This window comes from Amycolatopsis sp. NPDC059657 (assembly GCF_042734395.1).
Taxonomy (GTDB): domain Bacteria; phylum Actinomycetota; class Actinomycetes; order Mycobacteriales; family Pseudonocardiaceae; genus Amycolatopsis.
Map to the genome: position 1 here is coordinate 1 of NZ_JBHWEB010000280.1, position 1,076 is coordinate 1,076.

Consider the following 1,076-nt stretch of genomic DNA (forward strand, 5'->3'; position numbering starts at 1 on the left):
GACACCCGCGTCGACCTGCACACCGCCGACACCTGGCACCGCGGCCACGCCATCATCGAACAGGTCTTCGCCGACCTGCACGACGCCGCCCTGGCACATTTCCCCTCTGGCCGCTTCGCGGCGAACCAGGCCTGGCTCACCCTCGCCTGCCTCACCCACAACCTCCTGCGCGCCGCAGGCTGCCTGACCAGCATGTTTCACGCCAAAGCCCGCACCGCCACCCTCCGCAGACAGCTGATCAACATCCCCGCCCGCATCACCACCACCGCCCGCCGCATCACCCTGCGACTACCCGCGAACTGGCCCTGGCAGCACCACTACCAGGGCCTCTTCGACATCACCTGCCGAACAGCCTGACCCCCGCACCCCGACAACCGGACCACAGTGGACACACCGGATGCGACGCCGGTCGAATCCCCCTGCCCACCCACCAACCACAAGATCAACAACCACGAAAACGATCACCCAAAGCCAGCCGGTGGATCCAGGCTCAGCGTCCTGAAACCGCGATTCGCAAGTCCGGCGGGTGTCGCGCTCAACATCCGGGAACTTCGGCGGCGACGCGGACGACTGTGTGGGACATGCGCATGAACAGCATCGCGGTAGGGATGGCCGCGGTTGCGGGACTGGTGTGTGTCGTTGTCGTGGTGCTCGTCGCGGGGAACGTGTACGCGCCGCTCGGGGACTCCGATCCCGGCTTGGTGACCACCATGGCCGCCGCCGGTGTACGGTTCCTCGCGACGGGCGCAGGCGTGGTCACGACCGGCGCGCTCGCGTTCGCGGCGTTCGTCGTGCCCCGAGCCGCGAAGCACGGAGAAGCGCTGACCGCGGACGCGTTCGCCGCGGTCCGCACGGCCGCCGTCGCGGCTCCCGTGTGGATCGCCGCCGCGGCCGCGATGGTCCCGTTGTCCGCCGCGGAGTCGACGGGCCAGCCGCTCGGTGCGGTGCTTCCCGCGCTCCCCGTGGTGATCGACGCCGCCGAGGAGCCGAAGGCCTGGCTGTGCGTGCTCGCGGTGGCGGTGATCGTCGCCGTGGGCACGCGGGTGACGCTGGCCTGGCCGCCGCTGGTCCTGTGG

1 protein-coding gene and 1 pseudogene are annotated in these 1,076 nt (G+C 70.2%); both read left to right on the top strand.

Annotated elements, in window-relative coordinates:
* Window positions 1-357 (top strand): transposase (locus tag ACFV15_RS48215; RefSeq protein WP_378360264.1); only part of this gene is annotated, 357 nt, incomplete at its 5' end.
* 224 nt (window positions 358-581) lie between these two features.
* Window positions 582-1,076: pseudogene (locus tag ACFV15_RS48220) on the top strand (cytochrome c oxidase assembly protein); the annotation flags it as partial.